This is a genomic window from Amycolatopsis circi (genome assembly GCF_003385235.1).
Taxonomy (GTDB): Bacteria; Actinomycetota; Actinomycetes; order Mycobacteriales; family Pseudonocardiaceae; genus Amycolatopsis; species Amycolatopsis circi.
The window spans coordinates 1-22155 of sequence record NZ_PQIA01000157.1 but is presented as its reverse complement, the minus strand read 5'-3'; the positions used below and the strand labels follow the sequence as shown (position 1 = coordinate 22155).

The following is a 22155-nucleotide window of genomic DNA, read 5'->3' as shown; positions in this document are numbered from 1 at the left end:
GTGCAGAACGCTGCCGCGTCGGTCACCGCGCTGGTGCAGAACCCGACCAGTGCACTCGCCCTGGGCAACGACCTGGCCAGCGGGCTGGACTCCAGCGCCGTCGCGCAGGCGACCGGGCAGGCCGCCACCGCGGCTGACGGTGCCGTCTCGCAGGTGCAGCATGTCGGCGGCGAGCTCGCGGCCGCTTCGCCGGTCAACGTCGGCGACCTCCCGGTCGCGAACTCCGCCGGACAGGTCGCCGACCACGCGACCGAGGCCGGCGGCGGGGTTGCCGGGCACGTCAGCGACGCTGTCGGAACTGTCACCGACAACGTCGGCAGCCTGAGCAACACGCTCAGCGCCGATGGCCTGAACCACGCGGTGAACGGCGTGACCCAGCAGGCGCACTCGCTCATCTCCCACGGTGACGCCGAGCGTTCCGACGCTGCCACCGAAACGCACACCGGCACCGACGCTGGCGTCGGCATGGTGCACGACACCGTCTCGACGGTCTCCGACCTCGGGCACCAGGGCCTCGGCCTTGACCTGCACGCCGGTGCGGTGAGCTCGCACGGCGGCGGTGAGCTGCACATTTCCCTCTGAGCAAGGGTAATTCGGGAGTGGCTCCGCGGTCTGGGTGCGACCGCGGAGCCACCACCCGGTTCGGATACTCCGCGTACACGGGGGACACTGGTTCGCCGTGACGGCTCCAGCTTGGCTCGAAGTGCTCGCCGAGACCTCGGACGCCTGCCGGACGCACGGCCGCGAAGACCTGGCGCAACGCCTTCGCCGGCGTCAGGACCGGCCGCCGGGGGGCACGCGCGTTGCTGTGCTCGGATTCCCCAAGCAGGGCAAGGGCTACTTGGTCAACGCGGTCCTCAACGCGCCGGTCTGCCCGGTCGGCGACGCGACGACTCCCGCAGTGCCGATCGAAGTCAGTTACGCGGCCGAGCCCGGCGCGACACTCGTCGGACGCGCCGACGAACGCATTCCGGTCGAGATCGAGAAGCTGACCGGCGAGGTCGGTGCCCGGCCAGCTGGGTCGCTGAGGCGGGTCGAGGTCGGCGTCCCGCGCGATTTGCTGTCCGCGGGTCTGGTGCTCATCGACACTCCGGCGATCGGTGACCCGAGGTCGCCTCGCACGGCTGCGGCTCTTGACGTTCTCGCGGACGCTGACGCGGTCATTCTCGTTTCCGACGCTGCCGCTCCGCTCGATCAGGCCGAGCTGGCGCTGGCACATCACATCCGGACGTGGTGTCCGCACGTGGTCATCGCGCTGACCAAGATCGATGTCAGCGCCGGGTGGCGGACCGTTGCCGAACAGAACCGGACCGCGTTGTCCTCGGCCGGGATCGACTCGCCGGTGCTGCCGGTGTCGGCGACAGTTCGTTTCGCCGCGGCCAAGGGCGGCGATCAAGACCTCAACGCGCGGTCCGGGTTCCCGGAGCTGCTTTCCTGGATCGCGACGCAGGTTTCGCGGCCGGCGGAGAGCACGGCCGCATTGCTCGCCGCGGTGAGCGTGCGCGCGGCGGCGGCCGAGCTGGTCGAGACGTTGCGGGCGCGAGCCGAGGCAGCCGGGCAGGAAGCAGGCGTCGACCAGACGACGTTGCTGCAACGCTCCCAACGTCGCGCCGACGAGTTGCGCCGGCGCAACAGTCGCTGGCAGAACCTGCTGTCGGACGAGATCGCGGACCTGCAGTCCGACGCGGAGTATGACCTGCGTGAACGCACCCGCAAGATCGTCGAAACGATCGACGAGACCTTCGACCGCGGGGACCCGGTGAAGGTGTGGGACGAGTTCGGGCCGTGGCTGGACAGCACGCTTGCCGAGGCGGTCGAGACGACCTATACGTTCGCGGCGGAGCGCGCGGAGTGGATCGCGCAAGCTGTGGCGGTGAGCTTCGGCGCGCAGTACGACCTGCCGGAACTGGCCTTGACCGACTACGGCGTGGACCAGATCGCCGAGGTGCGGCAGCCGCGGATCGAGCGGTTCAAGATCGGGCAGAAGGCGTTCACCGGATTGCGTGGTTCGTACGGCGGCGTGCTGATGTTCGGTCTGGTGACCGGGTTGGCGGGGTTGCCGTTGATCAACCCGGTGTCGATCGGCGCGGGCGTCGCGTTCGCGGCGAAGACGATCAGCGACGAGGGCGGGATGCGGCTGCAACGTCGCCAAGCGGTGGCCAAGATGACCGCGCAACGGCACGTCGACGACGTGTTCCTGCGGTTCAGCAAGGAATGCCGCGACGCGATCCGCCATGTGCAGCGACGGTTGCGGGACCACTTCACTGAGCTTGCGGACGGGCTTGCCGACGAGCTGACGCGAGAACGCGAGATGATCATCGCCGGGTCGGCCGAGCGGGAGCGGCGCAGTGCGGCGCTGCGGCGGGAGATCGACCGGCTCGCCGGGTTGCACAAGCGGGCGGGGGAGTTGGGGATGTTGGCTAATCGGACGCCCAAGGAGTTGCCTGCGTGACCTCAGCCTCGGATGGTTGAGCGCGGCCTGCTCGGGTAGTGCTCGTGGCTTTTGCAGGCGGGGCTTGGGGATCCTGGCTAAGCGGGTGCCCAGGGAGGTGATTGCGTTACCTCGGCTCAGCCAACTCGGCGCGGTTGCCCGGTAGTGCAAGGCGGCTTCTCGGGGTGCGGTTTCGAGGATGCTGGCTCGGTTGCCTAAGGAGCTTCCCTCGTGACCTCCCGGTGTGCTCGGGTGGTGTGCGCGGCGGTCTGTCAGCTATCCATGCAAGTCGGGCAGCCGAGAAGATTCCTGCGCGACTTGCGGGTGGGCGTCCTTTGGCGAAGCTGGCTTCTTCCTGCGGGACTGGTCGAGGGAGCTGAGCGTTCGGCGCTGGCTATGTGCGGCGACTTCTGAACGTTGGGGTGTTTCGGAGTGGTTTCCACATCGTGAGAGTGAGATGGCCTGATGGGTTGAGGCGTTTTGCTGCGGCGAAGGCGGTTCGGGAAGCGGGGCAAGTTTTGGGCGATGGAGCTGACTCGGGAGATGTGACTGCATAGCTCAGTTGCGAGTGATGCGGCGTTTCTGACGGTTGAGGGTGTTTCAGGAGCTGTCGGCTGGCGCGGTCACGGGCGGATTCGGTATCCGGTGAGCGGAGCATCGCCGGGTAGTCGAGGATATGCGGGGCTGTGCCGGGTGGTGTGAGTCGAGTGAGGAGTGGTGTCGCGCGTGGTCGAGGACGTTCGGGCGCTGCTGGCGGATGCTTGTGCGTACTACCGCGACAGTCCGAGGGCTTCGGCGTTGCTGAGGGAAGCGCTCGATCATCTCGACGAGCCGCTTCGGGTGAGCATCGGCGGAGCTGCGGGGACGGGGAAGTCCACGTTGACCGCGGCGTTGGGGGAGTGGCCGACGCGGGCGTTGCGCGATCTGGAGTTTCTCGATGCGACGCATCCGTCGACGCTCACTGACGCGTCCGTACAGCTGCTTCGCCACCTCGAGCCTGATCAGTTGGCGACACTGCGTCCGACAACACCTTCAGCGTTCGCGCGGCAGACGGCCGTTGACACGATCCTTGTGCTTGCGCGCGCGGACGAGACGGGCGCGGGGCGGATTGACGCACTGCTTACCGCGAAGCAGATTGCGCGGCGCGCGTGGCGCGAAGATCCGCTGTGCAGCGGTTTCCAAGGCGTGATCGCGGTGGCGGCGCAGCTTGCGTACGGGGCGCGCGCGTTCACTGATGACGAGTTCGAGCTTCTCGCGGCCTTCGCGGCTGTGCCTCGCGAGGAGCTGGAGCGGTATCTGCTGTCGGTGGATTCCTTTACTGATCCGGCGTTTCCGGGGCCGGTGTCGGTCGAGACGCGACGGTCGTTGATGGTGCGCTTCGGATTGTTCGGGGTGAAGCTCGCGCTGACGTTGATCCGCACGGGATGTGACGACCGGGTGAAGCTATCGACGGAACTGGTGCGGCGCAGCGGTCTTGGCGAGCTTCGCGACACTATTGCTGGTTGTTTCGCCGCGCGCGCGGACGCGTTGCGCGCGCGGACGGCGTTGATTCGGTTGGAGACCGTGTTGAACGCGGAGCCTCGGCCGCACAGCGATCGGCTTGCGGCGCGGGTTGAGCGGTTTTCAGCCGGTGCGCACGACTTCCGCGAGTTGCGGCTGATCGCGGACATTCGCGGCGGGCGTACGGCGTTGGCGGGGGAGTCGGCGGAGGAAGCCGTGCGGTTGCTGGGCGCGGAGGGGACGGCACCGGAGGAGCGGCTGGGACTTGCGGTCGGCACGGACCCGCGCGAGATGTACGAAGCCGGTCTTGACGCGGTGATGCGGTGGCGGCACGAGGCGGAACGGCCGGACCGGGCGCTGGCGGAGCGGGCGGCGGCGCAGGTTGTGGTGCGCAGTGCGGAAGGATTGCTGGCGCAGTTCGTTTGACCGGGGCAGTCGTCCCGTGCGGTTGCCCGGGGCGCGTGGCTGATGGCTGGGGTGACTGCGCCTAGGCATCAGGTCGGACGGTTGGCTGGGGCGTTTGACCAGGGCGACTGACTGGTGCGGATAGCAGGACGGCTGACCTGGGTTGACGATCAGGGCGATCGACCGGGACGGTCGGCCAGGGCGATTGACCAGGGCGATTGACCGAGATGGCTAGCGCTTGCCGCTGGCGGGGGCCAGTCGCCAGGAGATCAGTGGGGGCAGTCGACCGAGGCGAATGGCTGGGACGACTGACCGGGACTCGCGACCAGGGCAGTCGACCAGGGCAGTCGACCGGGGCGACCGATCGGGATGGTCGGCCACAGCGAACGGCTGGGGCGACTGGCCGGGGCGGTCGGCTAGGGCGGTTGACCAGGGCGATCGGCTAGGGCGATCGCCCTGGAAGGGTTCGCCAGGAACGGGAGCCTCAGGCGTTGCCCAGCACCCGTCCGATGGTGAGTTCCAAAACCACTCGCTGCGGGTTCTCCCGCGGCTGCCGGTACCGCTGGGCGTAGCGCTCTTCGGCGTCGCGGACGGAAGCGGCGTCGTCGAGCAAGCGGATCCTGCCCTCCAACGTGGACCAGGTCCGGTCTTCGAACTGGCACACGGCGGCGGCCAGTCCGGTGTCGCCGGCGGCGCGGATGAGGCGGGCCTTGTACGAGGTCCCGGAGGCGATCACGCGGGCGAGGCCCTGTTCGAAGTCGACCGTCACGCCTACCGCTACCACGTGCGGCGTTCCGTTCGGGCGCACCGTCGTGAGCGACGCGAGCCGCCGTTCGGTCCAGAACTGGCGGAAGCCCTCGTCGAGTGTCATGTTCGCACGCTAGACGAGACAGAACTTCAACCGCTTGTTGACCTCTTTAACAACCAGTTGTAGCGTCCCGCGGAACCAACGACGTCCTGGAGGTTCCGCATGTCGTCGCTTCGTCCCCGTGCCTGGCAGGCCGTACTGCTGGGCGGCTTGCTCGCGTTCGCTACCGCCTGTGGAGGTGGTCCTGACGGGGCCGGCGGCGGGCAACAACAGAAGCCGAGCGCTGTTCCGGACAACACCGCGTTGCTCGGCGCGATCAAGGCCGACCCGCAGCTCGCCGGGGCATTGCCGCCGGCGGTGGCGCAGGCCAAGACGCTGCGGCTGGCGTCCAATATCCAGTCGGCACCGAACAACTTCTACGCCGCGGACGGCAAGACGCCGATCGGCTACGAGGTCGATCTGGCGAAGGCGGTCGGGGCGAAGCTCGGGGTGACCGTCGCGTACCAGGATCTCGCGTTCGGTTCGCTGATCACGAGCCTGCAGTCCGGCCGGGTCGATCTCACCATGGCGGCGATGAACGACACCAAGGAACGGCAGAAGCAGATCGACTTCGTGGACTACTTCTCGTCCGGCATCACGATCATGATCCGCAAGGGCAACCCGGACGGCATCACCGGGCCGGACACGTTGTGCGGCAAGAACGTGGCGGTCGTACAGGGCACCAGTCACCAGAAGTTCGCCACCGCGCAGAGCGCGAAATGCACGCAGGCGGGCAAGCCGGCGATCACGGTCACCGCGACCGACAGCGACAACCAGAACCAAAACCAGCTGCGCACCGGTCGCGTCGCGGCGATCCTCAACGACCTGCCCAGCGCGGTCTACATCTCGCGCACCGCGGGCGACGGCAAGTTCTTCGAGGTCGTGCCCGGCCAGCCGATCGAGGGCGGGCCGTACGGGATGGGGTTCGCCAAGAGCAACACGAAGCTGCGCGACGCGGTCAAGCAGGCGTTGCAGTCGCTCGTCGCCGATGGGACGTACGGCAAGATCCTGCAGTCCTGGGGCGTCGAGCAGGGCGCGGTCAAGGAGGCGGCCGTCAATGGCGGAAGCTGAACCGCTGCCGATCGTCCGGCTGCGGCATTGGGGTCGCTGGGTCAGCGCGGCGGTGATCGTCGCGCTGCTGGTGCTGCTGGGTTTCGCGCTCGCGCAGGCGCAGATCGAGTGGGGTTCGGTACCCGACTTCGTGTTTTACCGCGTGATGGCGCTCGGGCTGCTCAACACCGTCGTGCTGGCGGTGATCGCGCAGGCGATCGCGATCGTGCTCGGCATCCTGATCGCGTTGCTGCGGCTCAGCGCGAACCCGGTCGCGAAATGGTTCGCGGCGGCCTACATCTGGCTGTTCCGCGGGCTTCCGGTGCTGCTGCAGATCCTGATTTGGTACAACCTGGCCCTGATCTTCCCGACCGTCTCGATCCCGCTGCCCTTCGGCGGTTACCTCGTCCACGAGCCGACGAACGTGCTGATCAGCGCGTTCACCGCGGCGCTGCTCGGACTGGCGCTGAACGAGAGCGCGTACATGGCGGAGATCGTCCGCGCCGGACTGACCAGCGTCGACCCCGGCCAGACCGAGGCGGCGAAATCCATCGGCATGACGCCTGGCGCGACGCTGCGCCGGGTCGTGCTGCCGCAGGCGATGCGCGTGATCATCCCGCCGACCGGCAACGACTTCATCAACATGCTCAAGGGCACGTCGATGGCGTCGGTGATCGGCGTGACCGAGCTGATCCACGCGGCCAACAACATCTCGTCCAACAACCTGCTGGTGATGGAGACGCTGATCGCGGCGGCGATCTGGTACATGGTCGTGGTGACGGTGGCGGGCATCGGCCAGCACTACCTTGAACGATCGTTCGGGGCAGCTGACCGGAACGCGGCGGCGCGGATCGGGAAGGCGCTCAAGGGGATGCCGTTGGTGAGGGGGGCGCGTGTCTGAGCCGCTGCTGAAAGCTGTCGGGGTTCGCAAGAACTACGGGCACACCGAAGTGCTCAAGGGCATCGATCTGGAGGTCCACAAAGGACAGGTGGTGTGCCTGCTCGGGCCGTCCGGGGCGGGCAAGAGCACTTTTCTGCGCTGCCTCAACCATCTCGAGACGATCGACGGCGGCCAGGTCTGGGTGGACGGCGAGCCGATCGGGTTCACACTGCGCGGCGGCAAGCTGTACGAGCTGCGGGAGAAGGACGTCGCACGGCAGCGCCGGGACATCGGCATGGTTTTCCAGCGGTTCAACCTGTTCGGGCACCGGACGGCGCTGGAGAACGTGGTCGAGGGGCCGGTGCGGGTGCTCGGCGTCGACGCGGCGCGGGCTCGGAAAGAGGCGCTGGACCTGCTCGACCGGGTCGGGCTCGCGGACCGAGCGGGTGCTTACCCAGGGCAACTGTCCGGCGGGCAGCAGCAGCGCGTCGCGATCGCGCGGTCGCTGGCGATGAAGCCGAAGCTCATGCTGTTCGACGAGCCGACGTCCGCGCTGGACCCGGAGTTGGTAGGGGAGGTGCTCGCGGTGATGGGTACGTTGGCTCGGGAGGGGATGACGATGGTGGTCGTGACGCACGAGATGGCCTTCGCCGCGGAGGCCGCCGACGAGGTGGTGTTCCTCGCCGACGGCGCGGTGGTCGAAACCGGGCCGCCGGAGCGCGTGCTGAAGGCTCCGGAACACGAGCGGACGCGGCAGTTCCTCGCGCGGGTCCTCTCGTGACCCGCATCCCGCCCCGGTACCTGCTCCAGTTCGACGAGCCCGCCGGCTACCTGGACTTCGCGCGGTTCGGGCCTCCGTCGCACGCAGTGCTCGACACCACCGCGCGGCTGCTCGAGGCGACGACCAAGGCCGGTCCGTCCACTGTGGACGAGTTGATGCGGCAGGAGATCCGGGCGAAAGCAGCGGCCGCGCGGCTGTGCGGCAGCGACACCGACCACACGGTGCTGCTCCCGCACACCAGCCTCGGCCTGTTCCAGGCGGCGTTCAACAGCCACGGCGAAGTGCTCGTGTCGGCCGCGGAGTTCCCGGCCAACACGTACCCGTGGGCGCGCGCCGAGCAGGCCGGAAGAGTACGGATGCGGCGGCTGGAAGGCGGTTACGTCACCGCCGACCGTCTCGCGGAAGCGCTCACGGCGGAAACCGCTGTCGTTTCGGTGAGCGCGGTCGACTTCCGCACTGGCTACCGGGCCGATCTCGCGGCGTTGCGCGAGGTGGCGGGCGATCGGCTGCTGGTGGTCGACGGGATCCAGGGCTTCGGGGTCGTCGACGCGCCGTGGGAGGTCGCCGACGTGCTCGTCGTCGGCGGGCAGAAGTGGCTGCGCGCGGGCTGGGGCACCGGGTTCGCGGTGCTGTCCGACCGGGCGCTCGCGCGAATGGACCCGATCCTGTCCGGCTGGACCGGCGCGCGCGACCCCGGCCTGTTCGACAACGAGATCCACCCGGCCGACCCGACCGCGGCGAGCTGGTCGATCTCGAACCTCAGCCCGGTCACGTCCGGCGCGTTCGCGGCGGCGCTCGAACTGGTCGAGGAGACCGGCGTCGCGGCGATCTCGGGCCGGATCGACGAACGCGTCGGCGAGTTGGAGGACGTGCTGCGTTCGTTCGGCGCGGAGATCGTGTCGGCGACTGAACGGCGGGCCGGGATTCTCGCGTTTTCATTCGTGGACAAGCCGGCGGAGCAGGTCGGGGCGGCGTTGACGGCGGCGGGGATCGCGGCGACGGTGCGTCCGGAACATGTCCGATTGTCGCCGCACGCGTCGACCCCGGCCGCAGCCGCCGATGTGGTGCGGGATGCGTTGGAAACGCTCGTGCGGCCTCGCCGGGTCGTGCCGGTCGCGTCGGCTTCGGGCACGGCGACGCACGAGCTGCTGACCGCGTTGATCCCGGCCGTGGACGGGCTGGCGGCGATGCTCGGGCCGGGCAACGAGGTGTTGCTGCACGACCTGTCGCGGCTGCCGGATTCGATCGTCGCGATCGCGGGCAGGCTCACCGGCCGCTCGGTCGGCGGGCCGATGACGGATCTGCTGCTCGGGCTCGTCCGGCGCGGCACGACGCAGGATCTGACCAACTACCGCACGCACAGTCCGGACGGCCGCGAGATCCGGTCGTCCACGTTGTTTCTGCGGGACACCGAGGGCACGGCGATCGGGTGTCTGTGCGTGAACAGCGAACTGCCTGCCGCGGCGCAGACGTCGGAGGAACGTAGGGAGGAGACGTTCTTGCCGGACGTCGACAGCTTGCAGCGGTTCCTCGTCGGGCGCGCGATCGGGAAGTCCGGGATTCCGGTGGAGCTGATGAAGAAGCGGCACAAATCGGCGGTGGTCCGAGAGCTGGACGAGGCCGGGTACTTCCTGATCAAGGATGCGGTGGATCACCTGGCCGGGCAGCTTGAGGTGACTCGGTACACGATTTACAACTATCTCAACGAGATTCGGGCCGGATAGCCGAACTGCCCGGGCTTGGTGCTGCCGAGCCCGGGCGGTCCGTGCGTGCTTACTTCAGGAACTTCTCCACCGCGTCCGCAGCCGCGGTGATTCCGCCGTTGGCCCGGATTTCCGCGCGCAGCTCGGCCAACCGCGCGGCGACGTCCGGCGAACTGCTGACCGTATCGACGGCTTCGCGGAGGGACTTGGCGGTCACCTGGTCCGCGGGGAGATGCTTGCCTACCCCCAACGCCTCCAGTTGCGCGGCGTTGCCGAATTGGTCGACGGCCTGCGGGATGGCGACCGTCGGGACGCCGTACCACAGGGATTCCGTGCAGCCGCCCATGCCCGCGTGCGTGATGAAGGCTGACGCGACGTCGAGAATCGCCAGCTGTGGCACCGTTTCGTGCACCTCGGCCGACTCTGGCAGCGGGCCTAGGTCGTCCTTCGAGACGTGCTTGCCGATCGAGAGCACGACGTGCCAGTCCTCGAATTCGGTGATGCAGTGCCGGTAGACGTCCAGTTGGTCGTTGTACGCGGTGCCGAACGACACGAGCAGCACGGGTTTCCCGTCGGACGGCGGAGTCCAGTGCTCGGCGGCGCGCGCCGGATCGAGGCAGGGGCCGACGAACTGGACGCGGTCCTCCGGCACGCGGTCGGCGTTCGGCTGCATGGCGCGCGGGATCAGTGACAGGATCGGCACCGGACGGGCGAGCCACGTCCAGGCGTCTTCGGCGACGCCGTTTTCCGCCAGCCACTCGGTGAATGCCCGGTTGTAGTCGATGCCGGCCGGTGAGGTGCGGATCGGCTTGAGGACGTCGACGAGTTCTTCCTCGTAGCCGTCCCAGGCGACGTAGGTGGGGGAGAGCTGGACCGCCGGTACGTCGTAGCGAAGGCCGAGCAGAGGGGCTCCGAGGCCGCCGATGTCGTAAAGCAGCAGGTCCGGGCGGTCCTGGTCGAAGGTTTCGACCAGCCGCGGGTGGATCGCGATGGCCTCGTCGAGGAAGACGCGCATCGCGTCGGCCGGGTCCTCGGGCCATTCCGCGTCCGGGCCGAGCGGGAAGATCGTGGGATGCGCGACGACGTCCGCGCCGGTCGCTGTGACCAGTTCGGCGAGCGGTTCGCCCACGACGTAGCTGACCCGGTGGCCGCGGCGCACCAGTTCGCGGATGATCCCGAGCGAGGGGTAAACGTGGCTGGGCGCGGAACAGCCGACCACGACGATGTGCTTGCCCATAAGGCGAAAGTGTCCTTTCCGGACGAGATGCGGTCCGGCACGCGAAGCGGGGGCCGCCCGGTGGCGGGCGGCCCGGAAGTCATGCCGGGATCAGGACAGGCGGCAGCGGGCGAAGATCGTCATGGACCGGGACGGTAGTGCGGGCGGTTGCGGGGAGCAACCGGATTTGCCGGGCACAGCCGGCACGGACTTGTCGCGATGAACAACTCCGCATCGCCCACCACTTTCCGTCGCAACCTACTTTGTGTTACAAAGTTCAGGACAGCGAAGCACTGGGGGACGAGATGACAGAAGCGTTCAGGCTGACCGGCCTGGTGAAGCAGTTCAAGCAGGTCCGCGCGGTCGACGGCGTGTCGGTGGCGGTGCGGCGTGGCGAGGTCGTCGCGCTGCTGGGGCCGAACGGCGCGGGCAAGTCGACCACCATCGACATGCTGCTCGGGCTCACCTCGCCGGACGAGGGGAGCGTGCAGGTGTTCGGCGCTGCGCCTCGGGCGGCGCTCGACTCCGGGCGGCTCGCGGCGATGGTGCAGAACGGGTTCCTCTTGCGGGACGTCACACCGGCCGAGTTGGTCGAGTTGCATCGGTCGATGTTCCGGAACCCGTTGTCGGCCAAGGAGGTTTACGAACGGGCTGGCATCGGGGAGTTCGCGAAGCGGCGGTGCGGCAAGTTGTCCGGCGGGCAGCTTCAGCGGGTTCGGTACGCCCTCGCGCTCACTGGCGATCCCGAGCTGCTGATCCTCGACGAGCCGACGGCGGCGCTGGACGTCGATGCCCGGCGCGAGTTCTGGGCTTCGATGCACGAGTTCACCGCGGCCGGGCGGACGGTTCTCTTCGCGACGCACTACCTCGCCGAGGCGGAGGACTTCGCGGACCGCGTGGTGTTGATGCGGCACGGGAAGGTCGTCGCGGACGGGGCGGTCGACGAGGTGCGCGCGAATGTGTCCGGGCGAGTGATCAGGGCAGTCGTACAGGGCGCCCGCGAGGAAGCCCTGGCCGCGCTGGCCGGGGTCGCCAGCGCACGCGTTCAGGGCGATCGTGCGGAACTGGGCTGTACCGACTCCGACCTGGCGATCCGGGCGTTGCTCACGGGATTCCCGCAGGCCAGCTCGATCGAGATCACCTCCGCCGGGCTCGAGGAAGCGTTCCTCGCCCTCACCTCCGACGAGCCGCAGGGAGCGCTCCGATGAACCTCGTCTACCTCCGGCTGGAGATCCTGCGCATCGTCCGCAGCCCGCAGTTCGCGCTGTTCACCATCGTGGTTCCGCTCGGCATGTTCCTGCTGTTCGGCGGACTGTTCGGGGACCAGATCGGCGCGAACGGCATCAGGGCGAGCGTCACGACGATGATCAACATGGGCGCGTACGGCGCGATGAGCGGCGCGTTGTTCACCGGCACCCGCGTCGCGACCGAGCGCACCGACGGCTGGCAGCGGCAACTGCGGCTCACACCGATGCGCGGACCTGGCTACCTCGCGGTGAAGATCGCGTCTTCGATGGCGATGGCGTTGCCCGTGGTTCTGGTGATCTTCGTAGCCGGTGCGCTGCGCGGAGTGCAGCTGACCGCGACCCAGTGGCTGCTCAGCGGCGTCTCGTTGTGGCTGGGCGCGCTGCCGTTCGCGGTGCTCGGGCTGCTGCTCGGGTTGTTCGGCAAGGGCGACACGGTCGGTGCGATGACCGGTGCGTTGATGCTTCCGCTCGGCGTCTTCGGCGGACTGTGGATGCCGCTCGCGTTCCTGCCGGAATGGATGTCCACGCTCGCGCACTTCTTCCCTACGTACTGGCTCGGCCGCGTCGGCACGCTCCCGGTGGATCACGCCGGCGGGCTCGGCCTGGCGGTCGGCGTGCTGGCGGCGTGGCTGGTCGTGCCCGCGCTCGTGGTGGTGCGGCGGTTCCGGCTGGGCCCGGTGAAGGTCGCGTGACGTGTTAGCTTCCGTGCTGCATGTGGGGTCAGTACGGGGGAAGGGCGGTCCGGGGTGAACGACGACGCGGGGGACCCCGTCGAGGACGAGGGCGAGCCGCTGTCCGCGGCGGAGTCGCTCGAACTCATCGCCCTTCAGCACGAGCGGACGCGCCGGGAGCTGCGAGTCAGCCCGGCGCGTCTGTTCGGCGTCTGGGCGTTCACCTGGCTCGTCGGCTGGGGGCTCGTCTACCTCTCCGACGACCGGTCGGCGGCGCTGCTTCCCGGCTGGGGCGCGGGGATCGTCGTCGCCGTGCTCATGATGGGCGCGATCTTCTACTCGGCTTGGCACGGCAGCAAACCCAGCCGGGGGATCCGCGGCCCGTCGCGGCGGATCGGCGCGATGTACGGCTGGTCGTGGGGGATCGCGTTCGCGGCGATGTGCCTGATCGACATCCGGATCACCAAGCTCCTTCCCGAAGGCTCGGATCTGGTGCCGCTGCTGTGGTCGGGCACGTCCCTGTTGCTCACCGGCACGCTCTACCTGGCGGGCGGGATGCTCTGGCAGGACCTGCGGCAGTACTTCCTCGGAGGCTGGATCATCGTGTGCAGCGGGGCGAGTGTCCTGGTCGGCGTGCCGGGCAACTTCCTCGTCCTCTCGCTCGCCGGCGGCGGCGGATTCGCCGTCGCGGCGCTGGTCTACGTGGTGCGGCCCCGTGACTGAGCTGCCGGAGCTCGATCCCGTCATCCACGCCCAGGCGCGGCTGCGCGTCACGGTCGCGCTCGCCGGGCTGCGTCCCGCCGACCAGATCACCTTCCCCCGGCTGCAGCAGTTGCTGGAGATGACCGCGGGCAATCTCTCGACGCACTTGCGCAAACTCGAGGACGCCGAGTACGTCGAAATCACCAAGGCTTACGAACACCGCACGCCGGTCACGCTGGTGCGGCTCACGAGCAAGGGGCGGGCCGCGTTCGAGAGCTACACCAAGGCGTTGCAACGGCTCCTGGACGCTGGAACCTGACATGTCTCGCTGGGTCGTGCACTTGGACCTCGACGCGTTCTACGCCTCCGCCGAACAGCTCACCCGGCCGACGCTGCGCGGGCGCGCGGTGGTGGTCGGCGGCACTGGACATCGCGGCGTCGTCGCTGGCGCGAGTTACGAATCCCGCGAGTACGGCGTGCGTTCGGCGATGCCGATGTCGCAGGCACGACGGCTGCTTCCGGCCGGTGGCGTGGTGCTGCCGCCGCGGTTTCGGCTGTACGAGATCCTGAGCAAGCAAGTCTTCGACGTCGTCGGCGAGGTCGCGCCGGTGCTGGAACGGATCTCGCTCGACGAGGCGTTCGCCGAACCGCCTGCGCTGGCCGGTGCGTCGGTGGAGCAGGTGACCGAGTGGGCCGAGAATCTGCGCGCTCGGATCCGTTCGGAGACGGGATTGACCGCGTCGATCGGGGCGGGGACTGGCAAGCAGGTCGCGAAAATCGGTTCGGACCGCGCGAAGCCGGACGGTTTGCTCGTCGTGCCGCCGGGAACCGAACGCGAGTTCCTGGATCCGCTGCCGGTGCGCGCGTTGTGGGGGATCGGGCCGGTGGCGGAAGCGAAACTGCGCACGATCGGCATTCTTACTTTGGGCGAACTGGCGGCGTTGCCGGAACCGGACGCGGTGTCGACGCTCGGCGGCGTGGTCGGCCGCGATCTGCGCCGGCTGGCGAGCGGGTTCGACGACCGACCGGTGGCCGAGCGGGGCGAAGCCAAGCAGGTGAGCGCGGAGACGACGTTCGACGTCGACGTGGTCGACCTTGTTCGATTGCGAGCGGAGGTAAGGAAAATCGCGGCTGGCGCGCACGCTCGGCTGGTGAAGGCGGGTCGCGTCGCGCGCACGGTGGTGATCAAGCTGCGGCATACGGACATGAGCACGGTGACCCGCTCCGAGACTGCCGCGTCGCCGACCGATGACCTCGAACAGCTTGCGGCTACTGCAGAAAGACTGCTGCTCGACCCGCAGGAGTTCGGCGGCGTGCGGCTGGCGGGGGTTGCGTTCAGCGGGCTTTCGGTGCCGCATCAGGACGCGTTGTTCAGCTTGGCCGTGCCTGCGGTGGCAGAGGAGCCGGTGGTCACTTCGGCGCCGTCGCCGGGCGGAAGCGCGCCGGTGTCGTCGTCGGGGTGGCGTCCGGGCGACGACGTGGTGCACGCCGAGCACGGCACCGGCTGGGTCCAGGGCGCGGGGCACGGCCGGGTGACGGTGCGCTTCGAGACGCGCACGTCCGGCCCGGGCGTCGCGCGGACGTTCGACCAGACCGACCCGGCGCTGACTCGCGGACAGCCCGCCGACTGCCTAGCCTGAGCATTTCGCCTGGTCACGACCGGGGTGTTAACCCACAAGAGTGATAAGGAAGGATGTGCCGGGCAGTCGGGCAAAGGGGATGATCATGACGAACATGCGCCGGGCCGCCGCCCTCGCCGGGGTCGCGCTGATGCTGACGGCGTGTGGGAGCGAAGCCGCCCCGCAACGGAACGGAACGCCTTCGACGGGGATTTCGTCGTCGGCGGCCGCTTCGCCGGACTCGTTCACCGTCGTGGCGACCGGGGACGTGCTGATCCACCCGCGGCTCACCGAGCAGGCCGAGGCGGACGGCGGCGGGAAGATCGACTACCGACAGCTGTTCGCCGGGGTCAAACCGCTCGTGTCGGGCGCGGATCTGGGGATCTGCCATCTCGAAACGCCGCTCGCGCCGGAAGGCGGGCCGTACAGCGGGTATCCGTCGTTCAGCGCGCCGCCGGAGATCGCGGACGCGTTGAAGGACACCGGATACGACACCTGTTCCACCGCGTCGAACCACACGCTCGACCAGGGCGCGGCGGGCGTTCAGCGGACGTTGGACAAGCTCGACCAGACCGGGCTGAAGCACACTGGCTCCGCGCGTTCGGCCGGGGAGGCGGAGAAACCGCTGATCCTGGACGTGCACGGGGTCAAGGTCGCGCAGCTTTCGTACGCGTTCGGGTTCAACGGGATCAAGCGGCCGGCCGGGAAACCGTGGCTGGCCAACGAAATCGACCCTGACGAGATCCTCTCCGCGGCACGCGAGGCGAAGGCGGCGGGGGCGGAGGTCGTGATCGCCAGCCTGCATTGGGGTGTCGAGTATCAGCATGACGTGACTGCTGAGCAGAAACAGTTGGCGCAGAAGCTGACTGCGTCGCCGGATCTGGACCTGATCATCGGGCATCACGCGCACGTGGTGCAGCCGTTCCAGAAGGTCGGCGGCAAGTGGGTGGCGTTCGGGCTGGGCAACGAGGTCGCTCGGCATGATGAACCGCGTGGCTCCACTGAGGAGGGGGTCGCGGCTCGGTTCCGGTTCAGCCGGGCTGGCGGGCATTGGGCGGTGGACAAGGCCGAGTACGTGCCGACGTTGATCGACCTCGGGCCGCCTATCCGGTTGCGGGACCTTACGACCGCGCCGCCGACCCAGCGGGGGAAGGAAGCGCTCGCAAATACCGATGAGGTGGTGCTTTCTCGAGGTGCTGGGGATGAGGGGCTGAGCCGCCCGGGGCGGTGACGGTTCTGGGCGCGATTCCGCAGCTTCAGGCGGCCGACGGCACGGGTGCTTTCAAGAACAACACCAGGCCGCCGGTGATGGTGCCAGCCATCACCAGTATGCCGAGCGCGTCGAATCCGGACCAGGTCAGCAGCGCCCCTCCAAGCGCGGCTCCCAAGAGGTACCCGGTTTGAGTAATAGCGGTCCTCGCGGTCATCATCGCGTCTGTTCGAGTGGGTTCCACCTGTGTGCCGATAAAGCTGGCGACTGGCGTGCGAACTCCGCAGAACGCCGACATGACGCAAAACAGAACGGCTAGCAGTGCGGCGGGAAGAGGGAGCAAAAAGAGCGCTCCTCCCGTTATCGACATGCCTGCGGAGGAAGTGATGATGGCTGCTTTCGCGCTCGTTCTGGAGAGAAGGTTCTTGACGCGGCTGGAGATGATGAAGAACATGCCGGCGCCGAGACCCAGGCAGACGCCTGCGAGGGTTTCCGACAGGTGACCTTGCTGGATCAAAAGCGGGCCGACGAAAGTCATGGTGGCCGTCCAGGCAGTGTAGGCGGCCAGTTCGGCGAGAATCCACATTCGAGCTGGCTTCGCGGCCAGCAGCTGCCATACTGTTGATCTTTCGCTCTGGCTTTGGGGCTTGGTCCGGGGTGCGTATCGTGCGCACCACATGGCGGTCAGGGCAAATCCTGCTGGCAGCAAGAAGGAAAACCGCCAACTGAGCGTCTGGGCGAACAGTCCGGACAGAGGGTTGATCGCTACCCAGGCCAGCGAGTTTGCTGCTGCCACAAGGCCGAGTGTTCGAACGGGCGACTCGGCGGCAGCGGCGCCCGAGAACGAGGCGGAAAGAAGAAACGACACCGCCAAACCGACGATGAGATGTGCTAGCCAGAAAATCCACAACGACGAGGAAAGTCCTACGACGAGGCAAGCGGCAAGCGAGAGCAGGCCGCCTGTTTGAATTGCTCGCCGTACTCCGATCCTGCTCAACCGGGGGCTGAGCCAGAAAGACGAGACAACTGCCGCGACGGCCGCTACCGCGCGAGCTTGGCTCACTGTGCCCACTGACGCGTGGAACGATTCGGCTATGCGAACCATTGCTGGTGCCAGAACAACCATGAGAGATTGCGACGCCATGGAAGCGAGCATGAGTCCGGCAATGCTACGCGACTCGAGAGCGGCCATAAGCGAACCATACCGCAGTCGGGCCATTAATTGGAAGGCGGGACCGGGGTGCGTGCGAGCCCGCCCGCGCGAGTCGCACCGCTTTACCGGAGAAAGTAATCCATCTTAAGTCGGGGATTATGATTCGATGGAGCGGAATAGAATTCGACGATCTGGTCGTGGAATTGGTCAAGGGAGTGCTTTATGTCAGTACGTTGTTCACGACTTGATGGGCGCGTTCCGCGGGAAAATCTCCGATAATTTCGACTGCTTCCGCGAGGAGGCCGGCATGGCCCGCTTCGGCATCCAGGCGCATGTGGGTGATTAAGGGTTCTGCTGACTCGACAGGGAATCCGCAGCGTTCTGCGGCGTCTCGGAGGTCTGCGGCGGCCTGTTCGTAATCCTCGGAGCGGGCTTCGAATAGAGATGTCGAAGCGATATGCGAAAGAGTGTCTTGGCGCGCTATTTTACACAAGTTATTGATCGGTGAGATGGTTACGACCAGAGGGTGCGCCGTCTGGAGATGCGCCGACGGTATTCCCAGTTGATGTAGTGGTATGTCTCGAGAACTAGCCCGAGCAAGACCTCGGGGCGCAAGCTGCCCTCTGTTATTCCGGTGAAAATGTGGTGGAAGCCAATCTGCTGGCCCCGCATTCGGCAGGCATCTTCGATCTTCTTGACAAATTCTGCGCCAGAAATGCTTTCGACAGATTCTCGGGCGACCCCGGCTTTGGCTGCGATATCCGTTGACGTGTGCCTGCCGTCGAGGTAGCGTTTGATGCTCAGGAGATCATGTCGATTACCGATTTCTTCGGTCAGTTCAAAGTGCTGATCGCCGATTATCATCAAAAGCGGTTCATCCGGTGAAAAGTCACACGTAGTGCAGTGTCGGATAATCGTCTTGTAGTGCTCGGATTCAAGTGTCGTCTAATCACCGTCGAATATTGCTGCAGTTATCAATTCGTCGGTGGTGCACCGTTAACTAGGCTCCGACGCTGGCATCGCATACAGCGGGTGATGGCCGAGATCTTGGACGTGGATGTGCGGTTGTCCACTTTCCGGATCTTGATCTTCACGGACTTTGCCTTGACGCCCATGAACGATGTCTATGCCTGCGAAAGCAGTAATGGTCTGCCCGGATGTCGCGGTTCGCTGCTTCCGATGATCTAGTGACCGTTGGACTGGTTGGAATATTGCGAATGCTTGACGGCTGCGGTATGGCTGGAATTTTCCGGATCTTGGGGACTACCGTCAGTCAAGGGCATGCGCCACGTGAGAGTTCCTGGTTGCAGGGTTCGCGGCTCTGAAAGCTGTGGCCGCGTCCTCCTCCGGCCGGCGTGCGCCTGGGTCCGCGTGGGTGCACTCCGATAGGCGGCATCGACGGTGCGACCCGACCCGCGGCCAGATCTCCGTCTGCTGCCCGCTGATGGCACCCGAACCCGTCGAAGGGCTGGGCTGCCAATCCGCTGGCTGGTGCGGTTGTCCTCGGGCGGATCTCCAGGTCGCCGCCCCCGGCGGTTGCCCCGGGACGGGCGTCCGTCCTGGTCGGGCGTTCACCCAGGGCGATCGTCCAAGTCAGTGGTCCGGCGGGTGATGAGCTGGGCGATCGCGGTCAGTTCGGCCGTCGCGCGGGCGGCTGGGTGGGCGGCGGTGAGGGCGGTCAGCGCGTCGGTGAGCAGTTCGTCTGCTTGGGCGTGGCTCCAGGAGCGGCCACCGGCTTCGTCGATCAGGGCCGCGGCTTTCGCGAGGCAGTCGTCCGGCAGCGGCTGCCGGTACAGCATTGCCAGTTCCTGTCCGGCTGACGTGCCTGACGTGAGAGCCGCGACCACGGGGAGGGATTTCTTGCGGCTGCGCAGGTCTGAGTAAACCGGCTTTCCGGTGACTGCTGGGTCGCCCCAGATACCGAGGAGGTCGTCGACGTGTTGGAAGGCCAGGCCTAGCGATCGGCCGAAGCGGCTGAAGCGTTCGACGTGTTCGCCGCGGCCGCCGACTACCAGCACGCCGAGGGTGCAGGCCGCGCTCAGCAGGGCTGCCGTTTTGCCTTGGGCCATTCGGACGCATTCCGCCACTTCGACGTTCGTTCGCTGTTCGAACGCCAGGTCCTCGTGCTGGCCGTGCAGCAGGTCCAGCACCGCAGTGCTCAGCAAGCGTGCGGCGGCTGGGCCGTCCGCGGACAGGACGTCGAAGGCCAGCGCGAGCAGGGAATCTCCGGCCAGCACGGCTTGTCCGGTGCCGAATACCGTCCATGCGGTGGGACGGTGCCGTCGTGTGCGGTCGCCGTCCATGACGTCGTCGTGCAGCAGCGAGAAGTTGTGGGCCAGTTCGACGGCCACCGCCGCGGGGATCGCGTCCTCCGGGTCTCCGCCGCAGGCTTCCGCGCACAGCAGCACCAGCGCCGGGCGCAGGGCTTTGCCGCTCGACGCGGTCGTCGCCGTTCCCGTCTCGTCCCACCAGCCGAGGTGGTAGCCGGCGATCCGGCGCATCGACACGGGCAGCCGGTCGACCGCCTCCCGCATCGCTGGCTCCCACCGGCTCCGGCTCCAGTCCAGCACCTCGGCTACGGAACGAGCCCCGGTTCGTGCGTCGACTGTCGTCATCGCTCCTCCGCTTCCCCGCACGGCGCGGCGGCCAAAGTGGACAGTGCGACGGGGTCGGTGACGGTCACTGCGGAACCACCTAACGTCGAAACGCCCGGAAACACAGAGAGACAACGTTTTTCCGGGAGTGGACAAGGAATGCGAAGAAAAAAGCGGCGCCGCGGATCAACATAGCAAGGCAGCTCAACCCGACAATCACTCGATCGGGTAGCCGGAGTCACTTTCACCTGTTTGCCGAAGCTCCTTTTCGGACATTGCCGGTGCTGTTGTCAGGTCGACAACCAGGGGCGCGTCACGGTGGGTCTGCTGCCGTAACCCGGTCGGGTACGCGCGACTGGTACTCGAGTCGTTTCCCTTGCCAAGAAAGAGCAATCGGGGGAACGAGTATCGGGCCACTGCTCCGATCCGGCGAACCGCGCGGGGTCCGGAGGGCCACCCGGCTGAATCGCGCGTTCCGCCGTTGTCCGTTCCGGAATCGGCTGGATAGCGTCGGCCAGCGTATTTGCCCGCGCGAAAGGAACCTGATGAACGTCTACGTGACCGGGGTGTTCTGGGTCGTCGGCGGGGCGATCGTCGCCGCGGTGATCGGCTATCTCGTCCGGCGTTTCGGCTGGGACGAGGGCCGCCGCGACAACAACGACGCCGCGGGCCAGGTGTTCACCATCGTCGGCGGGCTGTACGCGGTGCTGGTCGTCTTCGTGCTGATTTCGCTCTTCGACGCCGTCACGGCCACGCGCGAGGGTTCCTACACCGAGGCGGAAGGCCTGGTCGCCGCGACCTGGTCGGCTCAGGCGCTGCCCGGCGACACCGGCGAGCAGGTTCGGCATCTCGCCATCGCGTATGCGACGACGGTGTCGAAGCAGGAGTGGCCCCGGCTCATCGACGACGGACCGATCCCCGACACCGGCTGGACCCAGCTCGACCAGATGCGCCGCGTGGTCGCCAACGCGCAGGCGAGCGACGACTGGACGAACGACCGCAAGAAGGACGCCGCCGCTCAGCTTTGGCAGGTTTATCAGGCCCGGCAGACCCGGCTCACCGGCGCGGAAACCGACGGCATCGGCTCGGTCATGTGGTTCGCGCTCATCCTCGGGAGCGTGATCTCGATCCTGCTGCCGAACCTCTTCGGCGGCACGCGGATGGCCGCGCACCTGGTGATCGTGTCGACGCTGGCCGGCACGATCGTCCTGCTGCTGTATGCGATTTTTCAGCTGCAGAACCCTTATGGCGGAGGCGCGAACGTGCACCCCGACGCGTTCACCTCGGCAATTTCGCGGCTCGGCTGACCGGTGCGAGGTTCCCGGTACCTGACTGTGGTGGCCGCCGCGGCCGCGGTCGCCGGGCTGCTGGTGGCGTCCGGTTGGCTGGCTCCGGCCCGGCAGCGCGCGGCCGCGACGTCCTGCCGGGTGCTGCAGGTCGAAAGCCGCGACGGGTGGTCGTCCGACATCGTGCGGTTGACGTTGCCCTCCGGCGCGCGGCATCTGTTGCACCACAGCCCTCTCGCGCTGAATGCCATCGCGTATTCCGCGGCGCAGAATGTGACGTATGGCGTCGCCGACGGCCGTTTTCACGACGGCTGGCACGCGGTGCGGATCGACTCCGACGGCGAGTTGACCGACCTCGGCCCGGTCGGCCGCGACACTCACCACGGCGTCTGGAGCTGGGTGACCGGCGCGACGGCCGGGGCGATGTCCGGCAATTCCTGGTACGTGAAGCGGGCAACCAGTCTGTACACAGTGGACGTTGACCCGCGCAGCCCCGGCTATCTCACCGCGGCCGGGCCGGTGCTGCTGCATCCGTGGTGGCTCGCCTCGGGCGTCGACGACTTCGCGTACAACCCGGAAGACGGCTTGCTGTACGGGGTTTCGTCTACCGGCGAAGGCGCGGTGGTCACGGTGAATCCGGTGAGCGGACAGGTCGCGAAGGTGCCGGGGGAGCGGTTTCCGGAGGCGACTTACGGTTCGGTCGTGTTCGGGCCGGACCACAAGCTCTACGCGACGGCGAACTGGATCGACGGGCGGAGCGTCACGTACCGGATGGACGGTGGGTTCGCGGTCGAGGTGAGTACGGGGCCGCCGCTGGTGCTTTCCGACGGTGCCGGATGTTTGGCCGAGCCGCCTCCGCC

The 22155-nt window shown here is 67.5% G+C and carries 19 protein-coding genes and 1 pseudogene; 15 read left to right on the top strand and 5 right to left on the bottom strand.

The genetic code is table 11. From position 1 onward, the window contains the following. From D0D37_RS40370 to D0D37_RS40360, 3 genes and pseudogenes are all read left to right on the top strand, one after another. A pseudogene (locus tag D0D37_RS40370) lies at nucleotides 1–582 on the top strand (IniB N-terminal domain-containing protein); the annotation flags it as partial. A 97-nt stretch (nucleotides 583–679) separates the two neighbouring features. Then, entirely contained in the window at nucleotides 680–2452 is a 1773-nt protein-coding gene (locus tag D0D37_RS40365; protein ID WP_162834719.1) for a dynamin family protein, read from the top strand. Between the two features lie 705 nt (nucleotides 2453–3157). Further along, nucleotides 3158–4357, top strand: coding sequence for a GTPase (locus tag D0D37_RS40360; RefSeq protein ID WP_162834718.1), 1200 nt, complete (start codon nucleotides 3158–3160; stop codon nucleotides 4355–4357). A 463-nt stretch (nucleotides 4358–4820) separates the two neighbouring features. On the opposite strand, the gene D0D37_RS40355 is transcribed toward D0D37_RS40360, so the two are convergent. Beyond that, the gene (locus D0D37_RS40355; protein WP_116205841.1) at nucleotides 4821–5207 is read right to left on the bottom strand and encodes a pyridoxamine 5'-phosphate oxidase family protein; all 387 of its coding nucleotides are present in this window, start codon (nucleotides 5205–5207) and stop codon (nucleotides 4821–4823) included. A 99-nt stretch (nucleotides 5208–5306) separates the two neighbouring features. On the opposite strand from D0D37_RS40355, the gene D0D37_RS40350 reads away from it, so the two are divergent. The 4 genes from D0D37_RS40350 to D0D37_RS40335 are packed head-to-tail and all read left to right on the top strand — an operon-like array spanning nucleotide 5307 to nucleotide 9618. Next, nucleotides 5307–6254 carry an ABC transporter substrate-binding protein gene (locus D0D37_RS40350; RefSeq protein WP_116205840.1) on the top strand — a complete coding sequence of 316 codons (948 nt, stop codon included), beginning with the start codon at nucleotides 5307–5309 and terminating at the stop codon, nucleotides 6252–6254. Continuing rightward, nucleotides 6241–7134, top strand: a complete 894-nt coding sequence (locus D0D37_RS40345; protein WP_116205839.1) for an amino acid ABC transporter permease — start codon at nucleotides 6241–6243, stop codon at nucleotides 7132–7134. Before D0D37_RS40350 ends, D0D37_RS40345 begins: the two co-directional genes overlap by 14 nt. Beyond that, the gene (locus D0D37_RS40340) at nucleotides 7127–7894 is read left to right on the top strand and encodes an amino acid ABC transporter ATP-binding protein (protein ID WP_116205838.1); all 768 of its coding nucleotides are present in this window, start codon (nucleotides 7127–7129) and stop codon (nucleotides 7892–7894) included. The genes D0D37_RS40345 and D0D37_RS40340 overlap by 8 nt, the downstream gene beginning before the upstream one ends. Continuing rightward, nucleotides 7891–9618 (top strand): aminotransferase class V-fold PLP-dependent enzyme, encoded by a 1728-nt coding sequence (locus tag D0D37_RS40335; RefSeq protein ID WP_116205837.1) that lies wholly within the window; start codon nucleotides 7891–7893, stop codon nucleotides 9616–9618. The genes D0D37_RS40340 and D0D37_RS40335 overlap by 4 nt, the downstream gene beginning before the upstream one ends. A 49-nt stretch (nucleotides 9619–9667) precedes the next feature. Here the strand turns inward: D0D37_RS40335 and D0D37_RS40330 are convergent, their stop codons facing one another. Further along, complete coding sequence (locus D0D37_RS40330; protein ID WP_116205836.1) at nucleotides 9668–10834, bottom strand: macrolide family glycosyltransferase; 1167 nt, start codon at nucleotides 10832–10834, stop codon at nucleotides 9668–9670. A 284-nt stretch (nucleotides 10835–11118) separates the two neighbouring features. On the opposite strand from D0D37_RS40330, the gene D0D37_RS40325 reads away from it, so the two are divergent. The 6 genes from D0D37_RS40325 to D0D37_RS40300 all read left to right on the top strand — a co-directional run bounded on the left by D0D37_RS40325 (nucleotide 11119) and on the right by D0D37_RS40300 (nucleotide 16283). Beyond that, nucleotides 11119–12021: an ABC transporter ATP-binding protein gene (locus D0D37_RS40325; RefSeq protein WP_116205835.1), complete on the top strand. Its 903-nt coding sequence runs from the start codon at nucleotides 11119–11121 to the stop codon at nucleotides 12019–12021. After that, complete coding sequence (locus D0D37_RS40320) at nucleotides 12018–12752, top strand: ABC transporter permease (RefSeq protein WP_116205834.1); 735 nt, start codon at nucleotides 12018–12020, stop codon at nucleotides 12750–12752. The genes D0D37_RS40325 and D0D37_RS40320 overlap by 4 nt, the downstream gene beginning before the upstream one ends. 54 nt (nucleotides 12753–12806) lie before the next feature. Next, nucleotides 12807–13454: a hypothetical protein gene (locus D0D37_RS40315; RefSeq protein WP_116205833.1), complete on the top strand. Its 648-nt coding sequence runs from the start codon at nucleotides 12807–12809 to the stop codon at nucleotides 13452–13454. Continuing rightward, nucleotides 13447–13752, top strand: a complete 306-nt coding sequence (locus D0D37_RS40310; protein WP_116205832.1) for a winged helix-turn-helix domain-containing protein — start codon at nucleotides 13447–13449, stop codon at nucleotides 13750–13752. The genes D0D37_RS40315 and D0D37_RS40310 overlap by 8 nt, the downstream gene beginning before the upstream one ends. A 1-nt stretch (nucleotide 13753) precedes the next feature. Continuing rightward, nucleotides 13754–15073, top strand: a complete 1320-nt coding sequence (locus D0D37_RS40305; protein WP_116205831.1) for a DNA polymerase IV — start codon at nucleotides 13754–13756, stop codon at nucleotides 15071–15073. A gap of 79 nt (nucleotides 15074–15152) precedes the next feature. Further along, nucleotides 15153–16283, top strand: a complete 1131-nt coding sequence (locus D0D37_RS40300; RefSeq protein ID WP_425267021.1) for a CapA family protein — start codon at nucleotides 15153–15155, stop codon at nucleotides 16281–16283. A 25-nt stretch (nucleotides 16284–16308) separates the two neighbouring features. On the opposite strand, the gene D0D37_RS40295 is transcribed toward D0D37_RS40300, so the two are convergent. The 3 genes from D0D37_RS40295 to D0D37_RS40290 all read right to left on the bottom strand — a co-directional run bounded on the left by D0D37_RS40295 (nucleotide 16309) and on the right by D0D37_RS40290 (nucleotide 20030). After that, entirely contained in the window at nucleotides 16309–17454 is a 1146-nt protein-coding gene (locus D0D37_RS40295; RefSeq protein WP_162834717.1) for an MFS transporter, read from the bottom strand. Between the two features lie 474 nt (nucleotides 17455–17928). Beyond that, a complete protein-coding gene (locus D0D37_RS46990) occupies nucleotides 17929–18279 on the bottom strand; it encodes a hypothetical protein (protein WP_162834716.1) in 351 nt (116 codons plus the stop codon). A 707-nt stretch (nucleotides 18280–18986) separates the two neighbouring features. Further along, nucleotides 18987–20030: a family 2 encapsulin nanocompartment cargo protein polyprenyl transferase gene (locus tag D0D37_RS40290; RefSeq protein ID WP_116205829.1), complete on the bottom strand. Its 1044-nt coding sequence runs from the start codon at nucleotides 20028–20030 to the stop codon at nucleotides 18987–18989. Between the two features lie 524 nt (nucleotides 20031–20554). Between D0D37_RS40290 and D0D37_RS40285 the strand changes: the two genes are divergently transcribed. Both D0D37_RS40285 and D0D37_RS40280 read left to right on the top strand, forming a co-directional pair. Beyond that, nucleotides 20555–21316, top strand: a complete 762-nt coding sequence (locus D0D37_RS40285) for a bestrophin-like domain (RefSeq protein ID WP_116205828.1) — start codon at nucleotides 20555–20557, stop codon at nucleotides 21314–21316. Nucleotides 21317–21319: 3 nt separating this feature from the next. After that, nucleotides 21320–22155, top strand: an 836-nt coding sequence (locus D0D37_RS40280) for a DUF6923 family protein (protein ID WP_425267020.1), incomplete at its 3' end; no start/stop codon positions are given.

Coding starts and splice junctions, on each gene's coding strand:
- D0D37_RS40350 (WP_116205840.1), top strand. CDS start 5,307: ATGTCGTCGCTTCGTCCCCGTGCCTGGCAGGCCGTACTGCTGGGCGGC.
- D0D37_RS40325 (WP_116205835.1), top strand. CDS start 11,119: ATGACAGAAGCGTTCAGGCTGACCGGCCTGGTGAAGCAGTTCAAGCAG.
- D0D37_RS46990 (WP_162834716.1), bottom strand. CDS start 18,279: ATGATAATCGGCGATCAGCACTTTGAACTGACCGAAGAAATCGGTAAT.
- D0D37_RS40285 (WP_116205828.1), top strand. CDS start 20,555: ATGAACGTCTACGTGACCGGGGTGTTCTGGGTCGTCGGCGGGGCGATC.
- D0D37_RS40345 (WP_116205839.1), top strand. CDS start 6,241: ATGGCGGAAGCTGAACCGCTGCCGATCGTCCGGCTGCGGCATTGGGGT.
- D0D37_RS40330 (WP_116205836.1), bottom strand. CDS start 10,834: ATGGGCAAGCACATCGTCGTGGTCGGCTGTTCCGCGCCCAGCCACGTT.
- D0D37_RS40355 (WP_116205841.1), bottom strand. CDS start 5,207: ATGACACTCGACGAGGGCTTCCGCCAGTTCTGGACCGAACGGCGGCTC.
- D0D37_RS40300 (WP_425267021.1), top strand. CDS start 15,153: ATGATCATGACGAACATGCGCCGGGCCGCCGCCCTCGCCGGGGTCGCG.
- D0D37_RS40295 (WP_162834717.1), bottom strand. CDS start 17,454: ATGGCCGCTCTCGAGTCGCGTAGCATTGCCGGACTCATGCTCGCTTCC.
- D0D37_RS40320 (WP_116205834.1), top strand. CDS start 12,018: ATGAACCTCGTCTACCTCCGGCTGGAGATCCTGCGCATCGTCCGCAGC.
- D0D37_RS40305 (WP_116205831.1), top strand. CDS start 13,754: ATGTCTCGCTGGGTCGTGCACTTGGACCTCGACGCGTTCTACGCCTCC.
- D0D37_RS40290 (WP_116205829.1), bottom strand. CDS start 20,030: ATGACGACAGTCGACGCACGAACCGGGGCTCGTTCCGTAGCCGAGGTG.